The sequence below is a fragment of the Rhizobium sp. BK049 genome, assembly GCF_014193135.1.
Classification (GTDB): Bacteria; Pseudomonadota; Alphaproteobacteria; order Rhizobiales; family Rhizobiaceae; genus Rhizobium.
Window position 1 is genome coordinate 71,434 of sequence record NZ_JACHYV010000024.1, and the last position, 20,669, is coordinate 92,102.

Here is a 20,669-nt window from a genome sequence, read left to right on the forward strand (position 1 = left end):
CGTTCAATCCTTCCGCGCGCGTGGAGAGTGAAGCAGACCCTCTCATCCCTTCACCGCGCCGCTGGTCATCGCGCCGAGGATCAGCCTCTGGAGCGACAGGAAGGCCACGATCGCCGGAACGACCGCAATCAGGCAGGCGGCGGCAAGCAGCTGGATGGACGAGTCGGTCTGCATGCCGCGGAAGTTAAAGATTCCGACGCCGATCGGCATCAGGTCATTTTTGGTGAGCAGCAGGAAAGGCACCAGGAATTGCGACCAGCCGGCAATCACAGTGATGATGAAAACCGAGGCGATGCCCGGCGCCGACAGGGGCACGATGATACGCCAGAAAACCGAGAAGCGGTTGCAGCCGTCGATCATCGCCGCTTCGTCGAGGCTGCGCGGGATGCCGTCGACCGTGCTTTTCAACAGCCAGGTCGCCAGGGGAACGCCGAGCGCGATATAGACCATGACGACGGCGAAATGCGTGTCCAGCAGGCCGAGGCGGTTCATGTAGCGATAGAGCGGCACCATGATGACGAGCGGCGAGATCATCTGGAAGAGCAGCAGCCCCATCATCGAGAGGCCCTTGCCACGGAACTGGAAGCGGGAAAAAGCGTAAGCGGCGGGCAAGGCCACGATCAGCACGCCGAGCCCGCTCAGAGCCGCAAGCTTTAGGCCGTTCCAGAGATAGATCGGGAAATAGCTGTTGTTGAGAACGGTGATGAAGTTCTGAATGGTAGGGTTGTCGGGAATGTAGCGCGCCGCGCCGCGATAGACCTCGCGCTTGTCGCGTAGCGCCATCGACAGCAGATAGGTGAGGGGGCCGGCGAAGAAGACGAACATCACCAGCATGAAGAGATAGCTCATGGCATCGCCTAACCGGCTTCCGGTGCGTCCGCTCATTGCTCTTCCTCCTTCGGCAGGAACGACGCATAGACCAAAGCAAGCCCGAGACTGATGATCAGCATCAGCACGGAGAGCACGCTGCCGCCGGAGAGGTCATAGTTTCGGAAGACGATATTGAAGACGTAGAGCGAGATCACTTCGGTCGCGCGCCCGGGTCCGCCGCCTGTCAGTGTGATGATCGCATCGAAGGTGTTCACCGTCTGGATGGTGATCAGGATCATGTTGACGAGGATGGCAGCGCGCAGCTGCGGCAGCGTGACGAAGAAGAACTGCTGCGAGGCGCTGGCGCCGTCGACCTCCGCCGCCTCGTAGAGCGAGGGATCGATCGATTTCAGCGCCGCATACATGACGACCATCGAAAAGGCGGTGCCGCGCCAGATGTTCGAGATCAGAGTCGACCACGGCGCCAATGCCGGGTCCGAGAGCCAGGCGACGGTCGGCATGTGCATCAGCCTCAAAATGCTGTTGAGCGCGCCGTAGGGCGCTTCGGAAAACAACATCTGCCAGATGATGCCGCCGGCAATGCCCGGCACGACCCATGCGACAAGCGCCGTGGTCCTCAGGATCGTGGTGCCGAACAGGCCGCGCTTTTCGCCGCGAATGACGGTGACGGCGACCGCAAGCCCGAGGATCTGCTGGCCGATGACGCTGCCGCCGACGAAGATCAGCGTCGCCCAGAGAATGTCGGGCAGTTGCGGCGAGCTCAGCGCACTGGTGATCGACCCAAACGTATATTGCTGGTTCTCGCCGATCAGCGTCGCATTGGTGAAGGAAAGCCGGAAAACGTCGATGACGGGATAGAGGTAGAATATGCCGATGACGATGATCACGGGCATGATCCAGGGCAGGGGCGCACCGGCGAACCGGCGCATGAACGTTCTGCTTTGAGGCGGGCTGTCAGCCTCGATGGCAATTGGGCTCATTGGCTTCTCTGTCCGGGTTTGGCACTGTCGACGGCGCCTCAAGTCCAGGCGCCGTCGCGGTCGGAAGCGTGGAAACGCCCGGGATCAGAGACGCTTGTAAGCCTCCATCGCCGCGCTGAATGCGGCATCCAGGGCCTCTTCCGGTTTCTTCGTCCCCGACAGCACGTCTCCCATCATGATCTGGATCTGGTTGGAGATCTCGGGATAGATCGGCACGCCGGGCCGGGCTTGGCCATCGACCAGCGCATTGGCGAAGGTCTTGTTGGCTTCCGTCGAGAAGACCTCATACTTGTCGAAGAGCGACTTGCGCGTCGGCAGCTGCTGCTGCAGCGCGTTTGCAGGACCCATATAGACGTCGCGCGCCAGGTTGGCGCACATTTCGATCTTCTCCTTGTCCTTGCTGAAGGAGGCGACCGTCCAGCCGCCGGTGCCCGTCGACTTCTGGTCGGCCGTGGGGCCCGGGATCGGCGAGAAGGTCCAGTTCTTGAATTCCTCTTCGTCGAGCGTCGTCTTCAGCTGTGCATATTGCCAGTTGCCGCCGATGAAGAGCGCCGTCGTCGCGGCAGCCGCCGCAGCGTTCATATCGTCGTAATTTGCGATCGTCGTAACGCGCTTCGGCGCCGCACCGGAATCGACGAGATCCTTGAAGTAGTTCAGCGCCTTCAGGAATTTCTCCTTGTTCTCGCCTTCGCCGAAGATTGGCTTGCCCGAGTCGTCGACGAGTTTGCCGCCGAGCGCCCAGTAATTGGCGAGCCAGTCGAAGGTCGTGCCTTCCCAGCGCCCGCCGTTGAAGAGCACGCCTTCCATGCCCTCCTTGGTGGAGGCAAGGGCGGCCTTCTTCAGTTCGTCCCAGGTCTTCGGCGCATCTGCGACCACAGACTTGTTGCGGTAGAGAACGCGCAGGTCCGTATCCCACCACCAGGCACGGATGGTCTTGTCCTTGTCGGTGATGCCGTCGCGGATGAAGGGGAAGAGATCGTCGATTTCTTCCTTGGAGAAATAGGGTGTGAAATCGGCCAGCACGTGATTGACCATGAACTGCGAGAGCACGAAGGAGTCGACGGCCGCACAATCCGGCGCGTTGCCGGCCTTGGCCTGCTCCAGCATCTTGGCCTGTTCAGTGCCGATGTCGGAGGACATGAATTGCATCTGCAATTTCCAGTCCGGATGCTTCTTGATGAAATCGACGAAGAGCTTCTGATAGCCCTCGGCAATGGCGGGATCGGAATTGTTCGGGCTGTCGTTCGTCAGGCGGACGACGAGCGTTTTCGGAGCATCGGCAAGGCCGATCCGGTCTTTGGTGGCAAGTTCCTGGGCAAAAATGGTGGATGCTGAAAATAAGACAGTGCTCAGCGCCAATGCGCTGACGGTCGCGCTCTTCATGATGGGTCTCCTCCCCATTTGAACGAATACAGCCTGGCGGTCGGTTGACCTCTCCTCATTTCCGTGCTGCATTAATTAGATTAAGTTACTTTGATTTGATGTCAAGCCAGAGCTTGGGAGGATGAGATGCTGGCGACATTCAACAGCAGCTAGTGCACGCTGCGGTTTTCGGAAGGGATGCACACCAAAATAAGTTGCCGACAGCGCCTTTAGGGAAATCAGGCGCATCCAACCCGCAATTTTCCTGACGAAAAGGCCGATCGATCGCGGATGGCCGCGATGGTGTCAGTTCGTGCTCCGGCCGCAGCGGCAGCCGGAAACTGAAGTCCATGGAGGAGAAGATGCGTTTACTCATTCTCGGAACCGGCGGCATGGCCAACCAGCACGCCGCGCGTTTCAAGGCGATCAAAGGCGTCAGCGTCGTTGGCGGCGTCGACGTCGTCCCGGAGCGGCTCGCCGCCTTTTGCACCGAACACGGCATCGCCAATCATTTCATCTCGCTGGAGGATGCGCTCGCCTGGGGCGAGTTCGACGCGGTGGCGAACGTCACGCCCGACCGTATCCACCACCCGACGACGCTTCAGGCGATCGCCGCCGGCAAACACGTCTTCTGCGAAAAGCCGCTCGCCACCGATGCCGTCAAGGCGATGGAAATGACCGAGGCGATTGAGCGGGCCGGCAAGGTCGGCATGGTCAACCTCACCTATCGCAATTCGCCGGCGCTGCAGAAGGGCCGGCAGATGGTGCTGGCCGGCGAGATCGGCGCCGTGCGCCATGTCGAGGCGTCGCATCTGCAAAGCTGGCTGGTGGGCCGCCACTGGGGCGATTGGAAGAGCGAAAGCAAATGGCTCTGGCGGCTGAGCAAGAAACACGGCTCGAACGGCGCGCTTGGCGATATCGGCATTCACATCGTCGATTTCGCCTCTTATGGCTCCGGCCTCGACGTCGCCCACGTCTTTGCGCGGCTGAAGACTTTCGACAAGGCGCCGGATCACAGGATCGGCGAATACGATCTCGACGCCAATGACAGCTTCACGATGAATGTCGATTTCACCAATGGCGCGATCGGCACGATCCAGGCGACGCGTACGGCCGCCGGCCAGATGGATCAACTGCGCCTTAGGGTCTATGGTGAAACCGGCTCGGTCGAGATGATCTACGACACCGGTAAATCGACGCTGCGCGCCTGCCTTGGCGAAGATGTGCATACCGCGACATGGCGCGATGTGCCTTTCGATCCTGTGGAGACGAACTACCAACGTTTCGTCCAGGCCGTGCGGGCGGGCAAGACCCAGGAACCCTCCTTCCGGCGCGCCGCCAACATCCAGAAGGTGCTCGATAAGGCGCTCGCCTCCGATCTCAGCCATACCGATGAGGCGCTCGGCTGAGCCCGCCGAATTATGCTGCACGGTCGGCTTAGGCCGAAGCTGGCGGCAGCAGAAGCGTGTTGAGGAAGGGCAGGAGGGCTGCACCGAGTGCCACCCCGCCGCCGCTGAAGCTTGCCGGCCGCATCGGCGAAATCCATGGCGTCAGCAACGGCCTGGTCGAGGTGTCGCGCCGCTCGACGGAAAGCTGATGGATCAGCGCCTCGATCACGCCCTGCGGCAGGTCGCCGCCGATCATCACGACGCTCGGGGCGATGAAGCCGGCCATGGCGATGATCGGGTCGAGCAGATGGCCGGCGGCCTCGCGTATCCATTGCGACAGCGACGACGAGGAGAACTCCTCGCCCCTGAGCAGGCGCGCGAAGTCCTCGTCTCCGATGCGTGAGCGCAGGGAATCGAAACCGACGACGGTATTGAGCTGGACATTGTCGGGCCCGGTCAGCATTTCGCCGATGCTGCCCGCCCGCCCATGCACGCCGGAATAGGGTATGCCTCGGATGAGGAAACCCGCCTGAACGTCATCGTCGATGATGATCATCGCGAGCCCGCCCTCCGGCATGGCGCTGCCGATCGTGCGCTCGGCAAGCAGGCTCGCCGTGCATTCGTTTTCGACGTAGGTGCGTGCGATCGTCGACATCGCGGCAAGCTGCTCGCTGCGGGCATCGTTCCAATCGTTGGCGGCGATCCCGAGCCCGACGATCGGCAATGTCGCAAGCCGATCGGCCATGTCCCGGACCGCCGCGTGTACCGCGCCAACCCCGTCTTCCGGCTCCACGTCGAAATAGACCCGGTCATGCACTTGGCCGCTCAAATCGATCAGCACGATCTCGCCGCGCGTCCGTCGAAGCTTGACGCCGATCGAAAACGCGCCCTCCGGCCGCAGCGCGAATTCCGTGGCCGTCGCCCCGCCGCCGAGCCCGGTGCGCCGGTTCGATGTCACGAGCTTCTCGTCGGCAAGCCGCCGCAATATATTGGTGATGCCAGGCCCGGTCAGCCCGCTATGCCGCCCAAGCTCGGTGCGCGTCAGTGGCCCGTGCCGGCGGATTGCTTCTAGGATGACGCGGATATTCCGGTCGGCGATCTCACCCGATCTCAAGCCCACCGTTTTGGCGCGGGGAGCGCCCAACTCTTGAGTGTGAAGCCGACGCGGCCCCGACCGAAGATACCGCATGACCGTCTTTCTTGAGAGCACTTCGACGGTGTGTATCACGCTTATCGGTGTTCGTAACGATTTTCCAACGAAGTGCTCCGGCTTTCGAGAACCGCAACGGCGTGCCGATCATCCTCGCTGCGTCTTCTATACGTTAATAGCTGCAAGGACGATCGTTGCCGAAACCGTCGCGACAAGCCGGCCTGAGTGCGAAGTCAGCGCTGGAGTATCCAACCGATCCGGTCTGCGCCGGGTCGGTAGAGGTCGTCGTGCAGGACGACGCCGACATGGCAACGGCGATGAGCGCTGCCATCGCTGCCGGCAATTTCCACATCCGGAGCATCCCTCAACCCTCCCTTCGCCGCCAACAGGCAGCGTCTTCAGTGTGGTTGCCAAAGCAGATAGGTCGATGCTGCGATCAGGAAACTGTCATCATCGATCAAGATTGCGTTATCCTTGCGGCTGATGGTCGCCTACTTAGAAAGCGAGTTTTTTCGAAGGGGAGGCTGGAGAGAGCTCCGGCCGGCTCGTTAAGGAGAAACGACATGGCACGGGCGTTGAGAAGATCACGCTCAGTGTTGGATGTGATATCGCTTTCGATAAATTTGTCTTGGACGATCAGAACGTGCGTCGGATGAAGGCAGGCGGCTCGATCCAAAATCTCTCGGAGGACATAGCACGCCGCGGATTGCTGACCACTCTGAATGTTCGCCCGCGGATGTCTTTTCCATGCTATGATGGGCCTGCAAAGCTCAAGTTCGACGTCTGGAATATGGCAGAGGCCGAACGCTACTTTGCCCCGGCGAAGGGGGTTTGCGCCCAGCAGGGGCTCGCCCCCCGAAGCGCTGGGTGTGCTGCCTTTTTGATCGATCGGGAGGAGGTTGTTCATGTCCACGGATAGTGTCGACCGCCCGCTGCAGCCGGGCGACCGGGCACCGAATGTTGTACTCGATGCGATCTCGCGCGAAGGCAAGATCGCGCTCGATGACTTTCGAGGCCGTAGCCCGCTACTGATCGGTCTATTTCGAGGCCTACACTGTCCATTCTGTCGGCGTCATGTCTCGGCGATGGCGCAGCTCAACCCTGCCCTGAAGGAGAAAGGCATCGAGTGTCTCGCTGTCGTCAAGACGCCCGTCGAACGGGCGCGGCTCTACTTTCGTTACCATCCACTACCGAACCTTATCAGCGCATCCGACCCGGAGGGGGCTTCGCATCGCGCCTTCGGTTTACCCATCCTCGAGCTCACGGAGAATGAAACCGAATGGCCGCACAAGCTCGGAATGGATGCGGTCAGGACAATGCGGATCGATTTACCGCGGGAGTTGCCCGTGCCGATGAACCCGGCTGCGGCGGGCGACTTTCTGGAGAAAAAGGACCCGTATGAAATGACGGCGGCCGACCAGCAGATTATCATCGCCGGTCACATGCCGCTTATCGGCGAGTTCCTGCTCGATCGGGACGGCACTGTGCGCTGGAGTTTCACAGAAGCCGAAGAGGGGGGCCAAAATCTATGCCGGGCGCCGAGTCCCGAAGAATTGATGTCAGCAGCGTCCCAAGTCGCACTTCAGTAAGCTGCTGAACAACTCGTCCCACGAGATGGTTGGCAGCCTTATACCAATCGGCGAACGCGCAGAGCTTCCCGTTGTATACGATGATCAGCAGGTCTGGGGCCACCAGCGGACCGTGGGCATTGCGAAGTCCGTGGCGAGCAACGGTCATCAGAACCAGTAGAATCTGGACCAAAGTCAGCATCGCGCCTGGAAGGTTCTCAACCAACCATCAAGGTCAGGGCAGCCTCGGATGGTAACTTCTCTGCAACATCCGCAATGAGGAGGAAGTCGCTCCCTCCCCATTTATCACCGCATCGCCGTGACCTCATTGATGGACCGGATCCGTCACCGCTTTGATGACCTCGGACGCCATCTTGAACTCCTTCTCGCGGCTGGTGATGCCATGGCGTCGCGCGATCCAGTTAAAATCCGTGTAGGCGACACGCACCGTTCCATCCTTCGCTTCGTAAACGAGAACTCTGACGGGCCAATCGAGCCCGGCCACTGGATTGGCGGTGATGAACGTCGTTCCGAGCGCCGGATTGCCGAACAGGATCAGCCGCGATGGACGGACCTTGTTGCCAGCCGCGTTGCCGAGCCTTGCTTGATCGATATCATCGAACAGCATTATGCCCTTCTCTGCGACGCTGCCTTTGATCTTTGTGACAGTCTCGTCGACCGAATAGCGACTCTTCAGAACAACGACACCGTCCCGGGCACCTGCCTGGACGATAGTGGCTGATGCCGACAGAATTCCTGCCAATGAAAGCGCGGCCATGAACAATAGTCTGATCATTCTTTGCATGTCATTTACTCCTTTCGGTTGTGTCTCATTCAAACTCGTCGCCGGCTTCCGCATGGAAGGGGCGACCCCTATTCCGGCTACCACGGAAAGTTGGGATCTATCGGTGCGGGGCGCTTAGCGAACCCGCGAGCAGCATTGCTACCGCCAGAGCTGCGATAAGCACGTAGACGGATGCGTTCCAGCCGACGTGATCGTAGACCTGACCGAGAACCACACTGCCGGCCATGCCTCCGGTATAGTAGGATGCGAGGTAGATGCCGCTCGCTCCAGCCTTGTCGCTCCTGGCATGTTGACCGACGACGCCGGTTGCCATTGCCTGTGCGAGGAAGGTGCCGACCGCCACCAGTGTCAAACCGATCAGGATGACCGGCAAATACGCACTGAGAAGCGCGACGAGTCCGACGATGGCAATCGCAAGCGTCAGCACGATTCCGGTTGCCGGCCCCACAGCGCTTGCGAGCCTGCCGGCGAAAGGCGTGGTGAAGATCGACGGAAGGAAGACGAGATAGACAAGGCCGAGCGCCATCGGGCGTACCCCGAGCGTGACAATCCGAAAGTTGACATAGGTGTAGGTGCCGATGAACACGAAGAGGATGAGGAAGCCGATAGCGAAGACGCGTCGCAGCTTTGGATCGGCAAGATGTCCGCCCCAGATGCGCATGGTGAGGTTCCCGCGATCATCGCTCCGCATCATGCTGGTCGTCCTTTTGAGCGTGAACCAAACCAGGGCGGCGCCGAGGAGGTTGAGGGCGGCAAACACCAGAAAATTTATCGAGAGGCCGCCAATGCCTGCGACGGCAGCGGACAGCATGCGGCCGAAGAGGTTGCTGGCAACATTGCCGGTGACATAGGCGGCTAGGGCCGTGGAGGCCTTTCCGGCGGAGAAATGCTCCGACAGATAGGCGGCCGTCAGCGTGAAGGCCGTCGACATGCAAAGCCCCTGAAGTATTCGCAGCGCGGCAAAGACGATGATGTTGTCGGTAACTGCCAGAAGCGTCGTTGGCACGGACAGGATCGCGAGGCTGATCGAGATGCCGTTGCGCCGGTCCAGGCCGCTGCCGACGAAGGCGACGAGCAGACCGGCGAGCGCCATACCGAGGGTGCTGGCATTGACGGCGAAACCCATCGTGGCGCGGCTGACCTGAAACCTCTCGACCAGAGAAGGCAATACGGCTTGCGCCGCAAAGAGGTCGACCAAGGTCAAAAAGGCGATGAGTGCGATCAGTCCAAAGCGCCAACTGTCGGCGTGAATGGTCCTCCGCTCTTGAACGGATGCCGTGAGCGGCTGTTCGATGTCGGTCATGCTTGTTCCTCCGGGATGCGGCGTTTCCCTGCCAGTGCGAGGGAAACGCCGGCGAGCGATGGGGCTGCTTCAGATCAAAGGGCAACCGTTACATCGCCGCGTCATCGGTGTGCATTTCCGGGCTCAGTATGTCGGAGGAATAGAGCACGGCCGAAGCCTTGCCATTGTTCTTCCACCAATGGGAGAGATGTCCAAACTCGGCCGTCACCTCGCCCTTCTTGTGCAGGATCGGCACCTTGCAGGTGCTGCTGTATTCCGTGATCGAGCCGGAGATGATCAGGATATTGGCCGGGCGCATCTCGTGCGAATGCCAGGGAACGATGCCTCCCGGCTGCACGACGAGCTTGCGCATGCGCAGCATGCTTCCCTTCCATGCCTCGCCTTTGGACGAGAGATCGATTGTCTTGACGACGCTGTCGGAGACGCCCTTCGGCATCATCGGGCCAGGCTTCATGCCATCTTCAGTGACCTGATCAGCCGGGCATTCGCCCGCCATGGCGGACGCGGCGGGCAGGCCGGCGCCGAGGACCACTGCAGCAAATGCGAGAGCGGCGAGGGACATGCGGTCGGTTTTCAATACGGGCTTCATCAGCGGTTTCTCCTTGTTGGAGCCCGGCGAGGACGGTGCCGAGCATGTTCGAAGACTGGCGCAGCGCCGATCGAAAGAGAAATGCCAGATGCTTTTGATTTCGATAGCCGCAAGCTATTGTCAGCCGCAGGGGAAACACCGAATGCCCGGCAGCTTGCCAGGCTGAGCTCCCGTGATTGTTACGATACTGCCTTTAATGCGAACGGCCCGACGCTTTCGCCCAGCCATAGGATTTCACGGCGCCGACAAAGACTGAAACCGCCGGGGAGAAGCGTCGGCCCGCCACCGTCACAAGGCAGACCTCGCGCGAGACTTCCGGGTCCGCGACAGGTCGCACCTGCAATCCTGGGATAACGGCGCTGTATTCGGGAATGAAACAGATACCAAGGCCACCGGCGACCAGGTTCTGGATCCAGTCCTCGCGCTCGCTGGAATAGGAGACGAGGGTCTTCACGCCTTGTGCATCGCAGAGATCCGTGAGGTAATCCCAGTATTCGCAGTTGACACGCCGCAGGTAGATCTCACCGTCGATCGCCGCGATCGGAATGGCGTCATATTGGCCGAGGCGGTGGCCGGCGGGGAAAGCCAGCATGAACCTCTCGCGAAAGAGCGAGGTCACGTCGAAGCGTTCCGGAAAGCTCGTTGCCGTCGACATGAGCGCCACATCGATTTCGCCGGTCTCCAGCAGATCGGACAATCGGGCGGGCACGCCCTCGATCAGCTGCAGCTGGATTCCCTTGTGGCGCATATTGAATTCGGTGAGCAGACCGGTGAACCGGCGCGGTCCGATCGTGCACATGATGCCGACCTTGAGATGCGCTTCGCTGAGACAAAGAAATCGCGATGCCTCAGTACGCACGCCCATCAACTCGTCCTGGATCTGCTGGAATCGTGGGCGAAGAAGATTGCCGAGATCTGTTATGTGCGTGAGATTGCGCTCCCGGCGGAAGAGCAGTCCGCCCACCTCATCCTCCAGCTGCTGGATGGCGCGACTGAGAGCTGGCTGAGTAACATTGCACTTTTCGGCCGCGCGCGTGAAGTTTCGCGTTTCACACACCGCCAGGAAATACCTTATATGGTGAATATCCATCGCCGCCCCTCGGCATGAATTCTATTTGCAATGCCCTCAATATTCTCCGCGGGCGGCATTCTCCTCCAATGCCATGGATTTATCAATTCCATACCAGACTGGCATTTCTAAAGCGAAGTCCCGTCGACCATTGTGATTGCAAGACGCCAGACGGCGTCGTCGATCGTAGTGGAGAGCGGATATGCTGAACGCCTTTGATCCCGTAACTGATACTCTCGTCGGCCGCAGGCCCTTGGAAGGGCGTAGCGCCATAGTCACTGGCTCGACCAGCGGCATCGGCCTTGGCATTGCACATGCGCTTGCAAGGGCAGGGGCCGCCGTGATGTTGAACGGCTTCGGCGATCCTGCCGAGATCGAGATGCTGCGCGACGGCATTGCCACCGATAACGATGTCGATGTTGCCTATGACGCCGCTGACATGTCGAAGCCGGAAGCGATCCGCATGATGGTCGAGAGGGCGGTCGCCCGTTTTGGGCAGGTGGACATCGTCGTCAACAATGCCGGTATCCAGCATGTTTCGCCGCTCGGGAAGTTTCCGCCTGAAAAGTGGGACGCCATACTTGCTATCAATCTTTCCTCAGCCTTCCATCTCGTTCAGGCGACGTTCGACAGCATGTGCGCCAACCGCTATGGCCGGATCGTGAACGTCGCCTCCGCCCACGGATTGGTCGCGTCCCCCTTCAAATCCGCCTATGTGGCGGCCAAACACGGTGTTGTCGGCTTCACCAAAACGATCGCGCTCGAAGGCGCGGAATACGGGGTGACGTCCAACGCGATCTGCCCCGGTTACGTCTGGACGCCGCTTGTCGAGCACCAGATCGAGGATCAGGCGAAGTCACACAACATCCCGCGGGACGCGGTGATCCGCGACGTTTTCCTGAAGGACCAGCCGACGAGGCGTTTTGCCACGGTTGAGGAAATGGGCGCGCTTGCCGTCTTTCTCTGCAGCGATCTTGCCGGATCGATTACCGGCACGGCGATCCCTGTCGACGGCGGCTGGACTGCCCACTGATCAATCATTTGAGACACGGAGGTTGCGATCGTGAACAAACATGTGGGTGCAAAGCTCAAAATGCAGCCCGACTCATCGCCTGCCGAGCGCGAGCCGCGGACGATCAATCTTGCGCTGCAGGGCGGCGGGGCGCACGGCGCCTTTACGTGGGGAGTGCTCGATCGGTTGCTGGACGAGCCGAGCCTGTCATTCGAAGGCATTGTGGCAACCAGCGCCGGCGCCATGAATGCTGCGGTCGCAGCCTATGGCCTGGCTGAAGGCGGGCGGAGCGGAGCACAGACGGCGCTTGCCAATTTCTGGCGCCGCGTCAGCCACGCAGCTGCATCCGGACCTTTGCAGCCAACCTTGCTCGACCGCATTACAGGCTCGAAATCGCTGGAATTCTCGCCGGCGTTCATCATGTTCGACCTGGTGACACGGCTGATGTCGCCGTACCAGTTCAACCCCTTCAATTTCAATCCCCTGCGCCAGGTGCTGGAACAGTCGATCGACCTGGAGGCAATCCGCATGGCACGCTGCCCTGTCAAGCTCAACATCTGTGCCACCAACGTGCGGACTGGCAAGGTGAAGGTGTTCGGCAACGACGAGCTCTCGATCGATGCCATCATGGCGTCTGCCTGCCTGCCCTTCCTGTTCCAAGCCGTGGAAATCGGAGAGGAAGCCTATTGGGACGGCGGCTATATGGGCAATCCCGCAATCTTCCCGCTGATCTATGGCTGCGACACGCCCGATGTACTGGTCGTTCACATAAATCCGATAGAACGAACGGAACTGCCGCGTACGGCTGGAGAAATTCTCAACCGCATCAATGAAATCAGTTTCAATTCGTCGTTGCTGAGGGAAATGCGTGCGGTGGCCTTCGTCACACAGCTGATCGACACGGCAGCGACGCCGCCTTCCAATCTCAAGCGCATTTTCGTGCACGGTATCTCAGACGACGAAGCGATGAAAAACCTCAGCGTCGCGAGCAAGCTCAACGCCGACTGGGGGGCGCTCATGGACCTGAGGGATCGCGGCCGCCAATGCGCCGATCTCTGGCTGCAGGCCAATTACCAATATATCGGCAAACGATCGACCGTGGACGTCCGCGAACGTTATCTCTGATCCTCAGCCATTCCAGCAGTCCCGCCTCCCGCCCGCAGAAACTTAAGCCCCCGTCCACCACTCCGGCGGGGGCTTTTTTGTCTTCAAGATTGCCCGTCGACGCATAGAGACAGCGTATCGAAATCATGCAGAGACAGCATTTCAGGTGACGACTGACTTCTGGGAAGGTGAAGACAGGCAAGCCGATGGCGGTTTGACCTCACGTAACCCAGGAGATTTCTCATGAATACCACTCGTCTTCTCATCAGTTCGGCCCTTGCCGCCGCAGCCTCCGTGGCTGCGGGCAGCGCCTTTGCCGGCCCGGCTGCCAAGCCGGATTTCTCGTTCGAAAAGTGCTTCGGCGTCGTCAAGGCCGGCCTGAACGACTGCCAGACGGCCAGCCACTCCTGCGCCGGCACGGCCACCGCCGACAACGCCAAGGATTCATGGATCTACGTGCCGGCCGGCACCTGCACCAAGATCACCGGCGGAAGCAACGAACCCAAAGCCTGACCTTTCCACCACTTCAACCAAAGGAGTAATCGATGTCCAAGATATATCCCAGCAATCCGGTGCCAACCGCCGCGGGCATCGGTCTTCGCTCCCAGCATATCGGCGAAATGCTGTCTCGCCGCCCCGCGGCGGGATGGCTTGAAGTTCACGCGGAAAACTACATGGGCGGCTCGGCGGCCGTCGACGCGCTGGAGCGGCTGCGGGAAAGCTATCCCCTGTCCGTCCATGGCGTCGGCCTTTCACTCGGGAGCAGTTCCGGTCTGGACGGCGACCACCTGGAGCGCATGCGCAAGCTCTGCCTGCGTTTCCAGCCAGGCCTGGTCTCCGAGCATCTCGCCTGGAGCGCCGCCGACGGCGCCTATCTGAACGATCTCCTGCCGCTGCGTTATGACGCAGAGGCCCTCGCCATCGTGAGCGCCAACGTCTCGCGGCTGCAGGATACGCTCCAGCGGCGCGTCTACATCGAAAACCTCTCTGCTTATGTCGCCTTCGAGGACTCGACAATGACCGAGGCGGAATTCTTAGTCGAGCTCGTGCGCCTCACCGGCTGCGGGCTGCTTCTCGATATCAATAATGTTCACGTCTCGGCCTGCAATCTCGGCTTCGATTCCAAAGCCTTCATCGACCAGCTTCCCGCGTGCGCCATCGGGGAGATTCATCTTGCCGGGCACGCGATCAACGAGGTCGAAGGCGATATCGTACTGATCGACGACCACGGTTCGCGTGTTCCGCCGGCTGTCTGGTCGCTCTATGCTCATGCGATCCGCAAGATCGGCCCGCGTCCGACGCTCATCGAATGGGATACGGATGTGCCCGCTCTCGACGTGCTCCTCGGTGAAGCCATGTGGGCCGACATGCTGGCGCAGTCGATCGCCTTCGAAGACCGCATGCTGGCGGAAAGGCCGACACCACAGTCGACCCGGTTCGAGGGGATGATCCTGCCATTGCGGGCCGACAAGCGGACGGGCCCGATGCCGGCGCTCGCCGCGCTTGCGACGATTAAGCCGTCGGTGTTCGCCAATCATTCCGGCGCAAGGAGGGTTGGCCATGCTCTCTAGTTGCGCGCTGCAATCGCGGGTCGCCCAAGCCATCCTCGGTGAAGATGGCCGCGATCTTGCGCCGGTGCTGGCGAAAGGTGCTTTCGATCCGCTGCGTCGGTTCAACATTTACCGCAACAACACCTTCGCCTCGCTGACAGCGACTTTGATCGCGGTTTTTCCGATCACGGTCCAGCTTCTGGGCGAGAACTACTTTCGTCATGTCGCCGGCGCCTTCATCCGAAACAATCCGCCGCAGGAAGCGCAGCTTGTTCGCTATGGCACGAGTTTCCCTCGCTTCCTGGCCGACTTCGAGGGCATCCGCGCCATGCCCTTCATTGCCGAAACGGCGCGGCTGGAATGGATGATTGCCGAGGCGCTGGATGCGCCGGCGCTGCCGGGCTGTCGCTTGGAGCAGTTGGCGGACGGTGAAGCCGAGACCGCTCCCCAGATATTTCTTCAGCCCTCGCTACGCCTGTTGGTTTGCCGTTGGCCCGCGCTGGACATATGGGAGGCGCATCAAGCCGGCGGAAACATCGAAGCATTGGCGAGTCTGAGCCGCCGACCGGAGCGGATCGCGCTCTGGCGCGGCCAAGATAGCCTGCGATTTCTGCGCCTCGATGCCAGCGATTTCGCCTTCCTTCATGCCCTGAAAAAACGCGCCAGCCTGGAGGCTGCGGTCAGCCGCGTGCTTGCCCGGACTCCCGGCTTCGATCTTGAGGGTGCCTTTGGCAGTCTTTTCGCCTTTGGCCTCGTCGCTCGCATTCGCCACATCAAGCCCGCAACTAAGTAAACAGGATGGAAATCATGACTATGATGTCCCCTTCTTCGACGCGACACAGAGGCGGTATTATTGGACTTTATGTCGCCGCTCTCGAGAGCTTCAACAGCCTGCCCCTGTCGCTCGCCCAACTTGTTTCCCGTCTGGCGGTCGCCCACGTCTTCTGGCAGTCGTCGCAGAGCAAGCTTGCCTCCTGGCCGGTGACAATTCAGCTGTTCACCCTTGAATACCAGCTGCCCGTCATCGATCCCGGCGTGGCCGCCGTGCTTGCGACGACGGCCGAAGTGACTGGCTCGATCTTGATTTTTCTAGGCCTGTTCTCTCGCCCCGCCGCCATTATGCTGCTTTGCGTCATCTCGACAATCCAGCTCCTCGTCTACCCGCAGAACTGGCCGGACCATTTGCTCTGGACGGCGCCGTTGCTGTTGATCCTGACGCGCGGGGCAGGCGCCGTTTCGCTCGATTATCTGGCAGCGCGCCTGTTTCCGAGGGGGCGCTGAGCCATGCGCGCAGTTGTCGAAGAGACAAGTGGCGGCTCGCCGCTCATGAGCCCAGGGGCACATCAGGCGGCGGGTCACCGCCCGAGGGTCGTCATCCTCGGAGCCGGTTTCGGCGGCCTTGCCGCCGCCAAGGGGCTTCGGCACGCGGACGTGGATGTGACGGTCGTCGATCGGCGCAACTATCATCTTTTTCAGCCGCTGCTTTATCAGGTCGCGACGGCCGCACTTTCGCCAGCCCAGATCGCCATGCCGATCCGCCGCATTCTCTCTCGGCAATCCAACGTCACTGTGCTGATGGAGCGTGTCGAGGGGATCGACAAGAAGAACCGGTTCGTTCAGACCACAAATAGTCGCATCGCCTACGACTATCTGGTCGTCGCCACCGGTGCAAGGCACGCATATTTCGGAAAGGATGAATGGGCGGAGACCGCGCCCGGGTTGAAAACAATCGCCGATGCGACTGAAATCCGTGCCCGGATCCTGTCGGCCTTCGAACGTGCCGAGGCAGCCGAGGACGAAGCCGAGCGGCGGCGGTTTCTCACCTTCGTCGTTGTTGGCGGCGGCCCGACAGGCGTTGAACTGGCTGGAGCAATCGCCGAGCTGGCAAGAAAGGTCATCGTCCGTGACTTCAGGCGCATTGATCCGTCCTCGGCTCGCGTGGTGCTGGTCGAAGCCGGCAATATCGTTCTGCCGACCATGCCGGCGAAATTGTCGGGAGAAGCCCGGCGACACCTGGAGATGCTCGGCGTCGAGGTGTCCCTCGGGGAAGCGGTAACGCGCTGCGACTCTGAAGGAGTAGCGCTTGCCGGCGGCCGGCAAATCCGATCATCCTGCGTGCTGTGGGCGGCCGGTGTCATGGCCTCCAGGGCGGCCAAATGGCTTGGCGTGCCCGCTGATCGCGCCGGCCGCGTTCATGTCGACCGGAACCTCAACCCGCCGGGCAATGACGAGATCTTCGTGATCGGCGACACCGCGGCGGTCACGGACAGGAACGGCAGAACGGTTCCCGGAGTGGCACCGGCCGCCAAGCAGATGGGCGAATACGCGGCTCGCGCCATTCTCGCCGGTCTCGATGATCGGACCGCCGGTCTGTTCGGCTATCGCGATTTCGGAAATCTGGCAACCATCGGACGCAATGCGGCGGTCGCCGACTTTCGCCGCATCCGTCTTTCAGGATTTTCCGCCTGGCTGGTTTGGAACATCGCCCATCTCTGGTTTCTCGTGGGCTTCCGCAATCGCTTCGTCGTGTTCGCGGACTGGGCGCTGGCTTATGTCCGCTATGACCGCGCCGCCCGTCTGATTACCGACCGCCATGAACGCTAGAACATTCCCACGCATAAAGATGGGGCGTGCGGTCACTGCACTGCTGCTGCTTGCAGTGTTGTCGACGGCGGCGCTCGTGCACCTGGTCTGGTATCGTACCGCAAGCCGGAACATTGAAACGGTTGTTGCGAGCCTTGATGCTCAGAGCACCGCTGCGGTCCGCAACGAGCTTTCTTCTAATCTGGCGCTGGTTTCGAGCAGCGCGGAGATCGTCAGATCGGTCTTTTTCCAGGGAGCGATCAGGCCGGACGACGAGGTGAAGCGTGAATTCCTTTTCCTGTCGTTGCTGCGTGAACAGCCGGCGATTGCCTGGATCGGTTTCGGCTTCCCGGACGGGCGCTTCTTTGGGGCGCACGCGCTGCCGGATGGCGAGATCGAAATGGTGGAGATCGGTTGGGCACCCCTGAGCAAGCCGCGTCCGCTACGCCGCGATCTCTACAAGCCAATCCCTGGCGATATTTTTTTCGAAAATCGGCTGAAGGCCGAGAGTGTCTACGTTCCGGAGGGCTCGCCATGGTACAGACTTGGCCGGACCAGTGCAGAACCGGCCTGGAGTCTCGTCAATATCCTTCCGAACGGCTTCGAACCGGCGATTGTCGTCTCGAAGAAAGTCGAGGTGTTCGGCCATTTCGAAGGTGTGGTGATGGTGGCGGTCAGCCTGCATCGGTTGTCGGCCATCCTTGGAGGGCTCAAGATGCCGGAAGGCAGCAAGGCCTTTGTGCTAGCGCGGGATAACGCGGTACTGGCGACATCCGAGCCGTCAGACGGTATGGTCGCTGCTCATCTCAAGGATTTTGCCGCCTCCGACGCTCTGGCCGCGGCAGTCGCCATGGCTGCCAGCCCCGAAAAGCCCGACGGTTCCCGGACGCTGGTGGCAAGCAAGGCGCTCGGCCCAATCTTCGTGTCATCTGGCAAGTTGCCGTTCGAAGACTGGCGTCTGGTCACCGCCATACCGCGGGCGACTTTTGCCCGTGACATCGACGCCAATACCGAGCGACTGATCTTCATCATCGGGGGCATTGCTGTGCTGGCCGCTGTGACGGCGATCCTGTTTGCCAGAATTCTCTTCGCTCGGCCACTGTCGCGCCTTGCCGAGCAGCTGCATATGATCGAGAGGTTCGAACTCGACGCCGTGGAACATCGCCCGGCGCTGTTGACTGAACTCGATCATTTCTCCTCCGCCCTGAAGCGCATGTCGAGCGGCCTTGCCGCGTTCGCTCGCTTCATGCCGGTCGAGGTCGTTCGTCCCCTTGTCGACGGCGGTCTTAAGCCTCGTCCCGGCGGCGAACTCAGGGACATAACGGTGTTGTTTGCGGATTTGCCAGGCTTTACGGAACTCACGGAAGAGTTCGGCGCTGGCGTTGAACCAAGCCTGACGCGGTTTCTGACCCTCTCGATCGCCGCTATTCATGCCGAAGGCGGCACAGTCGACAAATTCATCGGCGATGCGGTGATGGCGATCTGGAATGCCCCCGGCAATGTGCCGGATCACGCATTGCGCGCGTGCCGCGCCGCAGCGGCAATTCGCGATGCGATGCATGCCATGGCGCCGATTGCGCCCAAGCATGATGAGATTCGGGTGCGTATCGGCATCAACACCGGCGTGGCCCTTGTCGGCAATATCGGCTCGACTGAACGCCTCAGCTATACGGCGATCGGCGACGTCGTCAATCTCGCGAGCCGGCTCGTTGGCGTGGCCAAGGACAAAGGCGTGGAAATTGCGCTAAGCGACGAAACGCTTCGAAAGACCCGAGACCTTATTCAGACAAGGCCGCTTGGCTGCGTCGGCATACGGGGAAGGATCGCGCCGGTCCGAGTGCACACGATCGATCCGGCGGTTATGGCGGACTGAAGGAGCATGACGATGCTGCTGCTCACAACGCTGATTTGGTTGCAAACCAAGCACTTCATGGCTGACTATGTCCTGCAGCCCGAATGGATGATTGCCGGCAAAGGGAACTTCAAGAAGCCGGGCGCTTATGTCCACGCTGGCATCCACGCCGTCGCCACCGCGCCAATCCTCTTGGTTGCAATCACGGATCCGATGTGGATTTTCGCCATTGCCTCCGGCGAGTTTCTGATCCATTTCCTCATCGACCACTTGAAGGCCATCCACGGTCAACGTCAGCCGCACCCGGTCAATACTCGTTCATTCTGGATACTTCACGGTGCCGACCAGCTCGCTCATCACCTGACCTATTCGGCAATCTTGGCGATCGTGGCCTGGGATACTGTGTTCATTTCTTGAAGCAGACATTCGAATCGTCGTCTCGGCTGTTGAGATCAGGTTATGCGGGTAGCGTTCCGCCATAAGTCAATCTACAGTGTGGAGGTGAAGTCGGGACATGACACATTGAATAACCGGCAAGATCGTAAGATCGTTCGGCATACCGTTGGAGGCTCATTCACCCCAGCCAATACCTCGCTCCCGGCCCTTTGCGCCCTGCCACGTCGGCAGGGTTCGCCAAGCGACATCGGTCGATCGACAGGCAGCCGCAACCGATGCATTCGCCAAGACCGGACCGTAGGCGCTGTAACTCGGCTATGCGCTGGTCGATACGCTTTGCCCACGCGCTCGACAGCCGCGACCAATCCCGACGTGACGGTACGCGATCGGCCGGCAGCTGAGCGAGCTCTGCGCCGATCTCCTCAAGCGTCAGCCCGATCCGCTGTACAAAGACGATGAAGCGATCCGCCGCAATGCGGACCGGTGGTAGCGTCGGTGTCCCGAGCCGGCGCGCTCGGATGCGATCAACCCACGCTCCTCATAGAAGCGCAGAGCTGATGAGGCAACGCCGCTGCGTCGCGACACCTCGGTGATGGTCAGCATCGGGACCGGCAAATCGACGCTGCGCGCCTGCCTTGGCCGAAGACGTGCATACTGCGACCTGGCGTGACCTGCCCTTCGATCCGGTGGAAACGAACTACCAGCGTTTGTCCAGGCCGTGCGTGCGGGCAAGACCCAGGAGCCGTCCTTCCGGCGTGCCGCCAACATCCAGAAGGTGCTCGACAAGGCAATCGCCTCCGATCTCAGCCACGCCGACGGGGCGATCGATTGAGGCAGCCGCATCGCGCTGTACTTCGGCTTAGGGCGAAGCCAGCGGCAGCAGGAGCGTGTTGAGGAAAGGCAGGAGGGCGGCACCGAGCGCCACGCCGCCGCTGAAGCTTGCCGGCCGCATCGGCGAAATCCATTGCAAAGCCGGAAGTCAGAACTGGCGCAACATCGTCGATCAATTCAGACTGGATGTACCGAAAACTTGCCAACACCTTGGCCGCGCCAGACGTAGGTCTCGCCAACAAATCCACCAGAAGAACTTGCGACTTCGAAAAACGCCGAGGCAATCAGGGTCTCCT

At 60.7% G+C, this 20,669-nt stretch carries 20 protein-coding genes and 2 pseudogenes; 12 read left to right on the forward strand and 10 right to left on the reverse strand.

Annotation, left to right across the window (positions count from 1 at the left end; all coding sequences use genetic code 11):
* Positions 1-42: 42 nt before the first annotated feature.
* The 3 genes from FHT70_RS22745 to FHT70_RS22755 form a co-directional block, all read right to left on the reverse strand.
* Positions 43-885 carry a carbohydrate ABC transporter permease gene (locus FHT70_RS22745; RefSeq protein WP_085782016.1) on the reverse strand — a complete coding sequence of 281 codons (843 nt, stop codon included), beginning with the start codon at positions 883-885 and terminating at the stop codon, positions 43-45.
* Entirely contained in the window at positions 882-1,811 is a 930-nt protein-coding gene (locus tag FHT70_RS22750) for a sugar ABC transporter permease (protein ID WP_183705024.1), read from the reverse strand. The genes FHT70_RS22745 and FHT70_RS22750 overlap by 4 nt, the downstream gene beginning before the upstream one ends.
* 84 nt (positions 1,812-1,895) lie before the next feature.
* Positions 1,896-3,194 (reverse strand): extracellular solute-binding protein, encoded by a 1,299-nt coding sequence (locus FHT70_RS22755; RefSeq protein WP_097601244.1) that lies wholly within the window; start codon positions 3,192-3,194, stop codon positions 1,896-1,898.
* Between the two features lie 341 nt (positions 3,195-3,535).
* Here FHT70_RS22755 and FHT70_RS22760 point away from each other — a divergent pair, with 341 nt between their 5' ends.
* Complete coding sequence (locus tag FHT70_RS22760; RefSeq protein WP_183705026.1) at positions 3,536-4,582, forward strand: Gfo/Idh/MocA family oxidoreductase; 1,047 nt, start codon at positions 3,536-3,538, stop codon at positions 4,580-4,582.
* A 28-nt stretch (positions 4,583-4,610) separates the two neighbouring features.
* Here FHT70_RS22760 and FHT70_RS22765 read toward each other — a convergent pair whose 3' ends face one another.
* Both FHT70_RS22765 and FHT70_RS30470 read right to left on the reverse strand, forming a co-directional pair.
* The gene (locus FHT70_RS22765; RefSeq protein ID WP_183705028.1) at positions 4,611-5,750 is read right to left on the reverse strand and encodes an ROK family transcriptional regulator; all 1,140 of its coding nucleotides are present in this window, start codon (positions 5,748-5,750) and stop codon (positions 4,611-4,613) included.
* 133 nt (positions 5,751-5,883) lie between these two features.
* Positions 5,884-6,072 carry a hypothetical protein gene (locus FHT70_RS30470; RefSeq protein WP_097601245.1) on the reverse strand — a complete coding sequence of 63 codons (189 nt, stop codon included), beginning with the start codon at positions 6,070-6,072 and terminating at the stop codon, positions 5,884-5,886.
* A gap of 544 nt (positions 6,073-6,616) precedes the next feature.
* Here FHT70_RS30470 and FHT70_RS22770 point away from each other — a divergent pair.
* Positions 6,617-7,300: a peroxiredoxin-like family protein gene (locus FHT70_RS22770; protein ID WP_183705030.1), complete on the forward strand. Its 684-nt coding sequence runs from the start codon at positions 6,617-6,619 to the stop codon at positions 7,298-7,300.
* Positions 7,301-7,604: 304 nt separating this feature from the next.
* Here FHT70_RS22770 and FHT70_RS22775 read toward each other — a convergent pair whose 3' ends face one another.
* From FHT70_RS22775 to FHT70_RS22790, 4 genes are all read right to left on the reverse strand, one after another.
* Positions 7,605-8,057 (reverse strand): DUF302 domain-containing protein, encoded by a 453-nt coding sequence (locus FHT70_RS22775; protein WP_246721940.1) that lies wholly within the window; start codon positions 8,055-8,057, stop codon positions 7,605-7,607.
* Positions 8,058-8,181: 124 nt separating this feature from the next.
* Positions 8,182-9,387 carry an MFS transporter gene (locus FHT70_RS22780; RefSeq protein WP_183705032.1) on the reverse strand — a complete coding sequence of 402 codons (1,206 nt, stop codon included), beginning with the start codon at positions 9,385-9,387 and terminating at the stop codon, positions 8,182-8,184.
* Positions 9,388-9,475: 88 nt separating this feature from the next.
* Complete coding sequence (locus FHT70_RS22785; protein WP_183705034.1) at positions 9,476-9,976, reverse strand: cupin; 501 nt, start codon at positions 9,974-9,976, stop codon at positions 9,476-9,478.
* 193 nt (positions 9,977-10,169) lie between these two features.
* Complete coding sequence (locus FHT70_RS22790) at positions 10,170-11,066, reverse strand: LysR family transcriptional regulator (RefSeq protein ID WP_097601250.1); 897 nt, start codon at positions 11,064-11,066, stop codon at positions 10,170-10,172.
* Between the two features lie 181 nt (positions 11,067-11,247).
* Here FHT70_RS22790 and FHT70_RS22795 point away from each other — a divergent pair, with 181 nt between their 5' ends.
* The 9 genes from FHT70_RS22795 to FHT70_RS22835 all read left to right on the forward strand — a co-directional run bounded on the left by FHT70_RS22795 (position 11,248) and on the right by FHT70_RS22835 (position 19,563).
* Positions 11,248-12,078 carry a 3-hydroxybutyrate dehydrogenase gene (locus FHT70_RS22795; protein ID WP_183705036.1) on the forward strand — a complete coding sequence of 277 codons (831 nt, stop codon included), beginning with the start codon at positions 11,248-11,250 and terminating at the stop codon, positions 12,076-12,078.
* A gap of 30 nt (positions 12,079-12,108) precedes the next feature.
* Positions 12,109-13,182, forward strand: coding sequence for a patatin-like phospholipase family protein (locus FHT70_RS22800; RefSeq protein WP_176536388.1), 1,074 nt, complete (start codon positions 12,109-12,111; stop codon positions 13,180-13,182).
* A gap of 222 nt (positions 13,183-13,404) precedes the next feature.
* Complete coding sequence (locus FHT70_RS22805; RefSeq protein ID WP_085862087.1) at positions 13,405-13,674, forward strand: DUF2282 domain-containing protein; 270 nt, start codon at positions 13,405-13,407, stop codon at positions 13,672-13,674.
* Positions 13,675-13,706: 32 nt separating this feature from the next.
* Entirely contained in the window at positions 13,707-14,732 is a 1,026-nt protein-coding gene (locus tag FHT70_RS22810; RefSeq protein ID WP_183705038.1) for a DUF692 domain-containing protein, read from the forward strand.
* A complete protein-coding gene (locus FHT70_RS22815) occupies positions 14,722-15,504 on the forward strand; it encodes a putative DNA-binding domain-containing protein (protein ID WP_183705040.1) in 783 nt (260 codons plus the stop codon). Before FHT70_RS22810 ends, FHT70_RS22815 begins: the two co-directional genes overlap by 11 nt.
* A 14-nt stretch (positions 15,505-15,518) precedes the next feature.
* Positions 15,519-15,992, forward strand: a complete 474-nt coding sequence (locus FHT70_RS22820) for a DoxX family protein (protein ID WP_097601291.1) — start codon at positions 15,519-15,521, stop codon at positions 15,990-15,992.
* A 45-nt stretch (positions 15,993-16,037) separates the two neighbouring features.
* Positions 16,038-17,315 (forward strand): NAD(P)/FAD-dependent oxidoreductase, encoded by a 1,278-nt coding sequence (locus FHT70_RS22825; protein ID WP_183705090.1) that lies wholly within the window; start codon positions 16,038-16,040, stop codon positions 17,313-17,315.
* On the forward strand, positions 17,305-19,167 hold the full coding sequence (locus tag FHT70_RS22830) for an adenylate/guanylate cyclase domain-containing protein (RefSeq protein WP_183705042.1): 1,863 nt from the start codon (positions 17,305-17,307) through the stop codon (positions 19,165-19,167). The genes FHT70_RS22825 and FHT70_RS22830 overlap by 11 nt, the downstream gene beginning before the upstream one ends.
* 12 nt (positions 19,168-19,179) lie before the next feature.
* A complete protein-coding gene (locus tag FHT70_RS22835) occupies positions 19,180-19,563 on the forward strand; it encodes a DUF3307 domain-containing protein (RefSeq protein WP_246590423.1) in 384 nt (127 codons plus the stop codon).
* A gap of 157 nt (positions 19,564-19,720) precedes the next feature.
* Here FHT70_RS22835 and soxR read toward each other — a convergent pair.
* Positions 19,721-20,145: pseudogene (gene soxR, locus FHT70_RS22840) on the reverse strand (redox-sensitive transcriptional activator SoxR).
* Between the two features lie 4 nt (positions 20,146-20,149).
* On the opposite strand from soxR, the pseudogene FHT70_RS22845 reads away from it, so the two are divergent.
* Positions 20,150-20,374, forward strand: a pseudogene (locus FHT70_RS22845) (gfo/Idh/MocA family oxidoreductase); the annotation flags it as partial.
* Between the last annotated feature and the right edge of the window lie 295 nt (positions 20,375-20,669).